The sequence below is a fragment of the Lactobacillus sp. UMNPBX12 genome (genome assembly GCF_002553955.1).
GTDB lineage: Bacteria > Bacillota > Bacilli > Lactobacillales > Lactobacillaceae > Lactobacillus > Lactobacillus crispatus.
Window position 1 is genome coordinate 1 of the sequence record NZ_PCYY01000050.1, and the last position, 3180, is coordinate 3180.

Annotated in this window: 3 protein-coding genes; all 3 read left to right on the top strand. The window is 25.9% G+C overall.

Annotated elements, in window-relative coordinates:
• Positions 1–143 precede the first annotated feature (143 nt).
• The 3 genes from CP363_RS10360 (at position 144) to CP363_RS10370 (ending at position 2841) form a co-directional block, all read left to right on the top strand.
• Positions 144–713, top strand: a complete 570-nt coding sequence (locus CP363_RS10360) for a hypothetical protein (protein ID WP_098036217.1) — start codon at positions 144–146, stop codon at positions 711–713.
• Positions 714–727: 14 nt separating this feature from the next.
• Positions 728–1090: a hypothetical protein gene (locus CP363_RS10365; RefSeq protein ID WP_098036218.1), complete on the top strand. Its 363-nt coding sequence runs from the start codon at positions 728–730 to the stop codon at positions 1088–1090.
• 386 nt (positions 1091–1476) lie between these two features.
• Positions 1477–2841, top strand: coding sequence for a hypothetical protein (locus tag CP363_RS10370; protein ID WP_098036219.1), 1365 nt, complete (start codon positions 1477–1479; stop codon positions 2839–2841).
• Positions 2842–3180: the final 339 nt, after the last annotated feature.

The window sequence follows — 3180 nt, forward strand, 5'->3', positions numbered from 1 at the left end:
AAAGAAATAAATTTAAGGAATCATTCATCCTTACACAAACTATTTTACAGTCTCTGAAGTTACAATACCCATGTATGATGTATAATAAAGCCAATAACATAATAGATTAGTTTGTGTTAAATATTTATTGGTAGGAGTTAATAATGAGTCACAAGAAATCATTAGTAATTGTAATAATTATTTGTATTGTAGGTATAGTAGGACTATTTTGTTCGTTTGTTTCTACTCAAAATACTAAGTGGGAGGCGATTGGAAGTTGGTTTAGCGGCTTAGCATCCTCTGGTGCACTTATTTTTGCGTATTTACAAATTAATTCAATTCAGCAAGAAGAGAATGCAAAGATATTAGATAGAATAACATCGCAAGCTAACAATTTAGGAATATGGGTGGAAGAAGATGAATATACTAATATAGTTTTGCTAAATACTTCCAATATGCCATTCTATGATGTGTATATTTTTGTAATGTCAAGAGAAGGGGAAATAACCCGGAAGAGAATATCAATATTGCCACCAGGCAAATGGAAATTATGTATTGATATTAGTTTTGACAAAGTAAGTTATATAGATTTTAGCTTTAAAGATAGTAGACAGGCAAGTTGGTATAAATTAAATTATGGTAATCTTTATCCAGTGAATATAAATATGCTGAAGAGAATAAGTAGAAGAACACCTAAAGATAGTTATAAATGTTTAATTAAATATGATTTATAGGGAGCAAATGTATAATGAATGATGACGTTTTACAGGCAATGGATAAATATATAGAAGAAATTAACAAATTGCATAAAATAGTGTTAAGTATTAATAACACTTTAAGTTCTAGTAGCTTAAATTATGGAGTAGAAACCTTTTTAAAACTCTCAAATCTTTCTTCAACTGAATTAGAAATTAAGAAAAATTGGTTTAATTCAGAACTTGAAACAATAATTTCGTTGTATTCTCAATTAAAATCTGGTAATTATGAGCAGATTAATGAAAGTAAAAAATTAATCAAAAAAGTATACAAAACTATCAAAAGAAACAAAAATTTAAAAGATATAATCGATCAGCAATTAATAGAAGATTTGGGTTTGTTGATAAAAAAATAAAACGTTAAAGTTTATGTGTTGCGTATATGATTATTTGATTCTATCTATAAAATCAAAAACTTAAGTTCTTAGTCATTTAATGCTTGTGGTTAATAGCATGAATAATATAAAAAATTTTTGAAATATCGAAAATGTTGAATAATGAATTAGTTGGCTTTTTAATTAAATGGGTCCTACCAATCAAAAAGCTATTAAAGTATACACTTGAAAAGTATGGATTAATTCTATTGTTTGGGATAGCATTGTGAATGATAATAAAAAATTCTTTGTGGTAAATTAGATCAAATATTTGAAAAAGAGCTTTAATTGGATAAATTTATATTTACTAAATACTAGGTTTAAGGAATATATTAGGTGAAATAGGAGGAATAGGGTGTCAATTTATTATGATAAGGAAGATTAGACTAATATCCCAACGTGGACGCAGATTTTTTAATAAATTTTTGTTAAATGGTGCATTTATTGCTGAAATTTTACTTTTATTGTTAACTAGATCTAGCATACAAGCTATGTTAGCAAAAATTGACACTTCAAAATTCAATGAAAAATTATTGATTATATTTTTTATTGAATTGATATTTATAATCATATTTTTGTCTTTTAGTGAAAAAGTAAGTATCGTATTAAAACGATTGCAGTATCTGTTGCTAATAGAAGTTATTTCATATTATATTGTCTATACAATTGCACTAATAGTGATTAGTTCTGGAATCGGCTGGAATATAAATACATTTGGGATATTTATGTTAAGTTGGGTTTTGTATTTAATTGTGATATTATACTCAACCAAGTTTACGAAGCATAGTGAGGTTACAGTAGCATTATTAACTATTGGTCATTTATGTTTAGTTTTGCTATTTAGTTTAGCTTGGGCAATAGATATACATAATTTTTATCATTATGACCCAATATATTTAATTTGTAGTTTAACTATACTGGTACTGTTGACAGTAGCTTTCTATCTTTTTAAGAAAAAAATCAATATAAATAAATACTTTGGCAAGCTAATTCAGCATCAAGTAGTAGATATGATTGTATCATTTTTATTTGTAGTACTTTTTATAATATTTGTTGCAGCTTTAATATTAGAGTATAGATCGTCTTTAAAAGATGTATTTAACGAATGGGTGCCTCTTCTTGCCCTAGCTATATCTATAGGTATTGTTTTGTGGATTTATTTTAAGCATATCAAGAAGCTTGTAACTGAGCCATTTGTAATCTACTATTTCATGTTTTGGGCAATAGTACCAATAGTTTTATTTGGATTATATTTTCAAAAAGAAAATCTAGGTAATTACACTACTTTTAAGGGATTGTTAGCCATTATTTTAGCTATAGATGCATTTGTGCTTCTTGCGTTCGGTAAGGACATGAAAGTATTATTACCTAAATTTGAAAATAACTTAACTGAAAAGCCTGGCGCTACATATGCTATCGCTAAGCTAAAACTAATACTGAGTAATATTACGATATTAGTTACATTTTTAAATACTATTTCTTCTAAAGAAGAGATACTTACAATATGGGTAGATAATACTTCAAATATTTTTTACAAAATTAGTATATTAATGAATAAGTATTTTAAAAATAATAATTTTGAAGTGGTGTTTTCGAATAATTTGTTTAAAGATGAAAAATTTAAAATCATTCTCTTTATGTTTGGACTTGTAAGTGTTTTATTGTTTTTATCATGGTTATTCTTTAAAATAGAAAAATGGATATTTGTGAAGATGTCTTTTCGTAAACTGTGAGAAATGAGAATGTTTTTATTCATTGTCGTGTAGTGAAATTATTGATATAATTTTAATGTTAATTAGATATAGAATGTATTAACTCCAGCAACCTCTGAATGAGGTTGCTGGCTTTTTTATGGAAATATGCAAATGAGTGAATTGATCTTGTGTTTTTTCCTTAAAAAATTATTTATTTATAATGATTCACCTCAATTATGTATGTTATTAAAGAAAAGTATCCTAATTAACATGTAACGTAATCTCTTTATCAGAGATTATAGAAATAATAAAAAATTAATTTAGAGACTGTAAAATAGTTTGTGTAAGGATGAATGATTCCTTAAATTTATTTCTTTA

Excerpts from the sequence above, each read along its gene's own strand:
- CP363_RS10370 (WP_098036219.1), top strand. The coding sequence starts at position 1,477 with ATGATAAGGAAGATTAGACTAATATCCCAACGTGGACGCAGATTTTTT.
- CP363_RS10365 (WP_098036218.1), top strand. The coding sequence starts at position 728 with ATGAATGATGACGTTTTACAGGCAATGGATAAATATATAGAAGAAATT.
- CP363_RS10360 (WP_098036217.1), top strand. The coding sequence starts at position 144 with ATGAGTCACAAGAAATCATTAGTAATTGTAATAATTATTTGTATTGTA.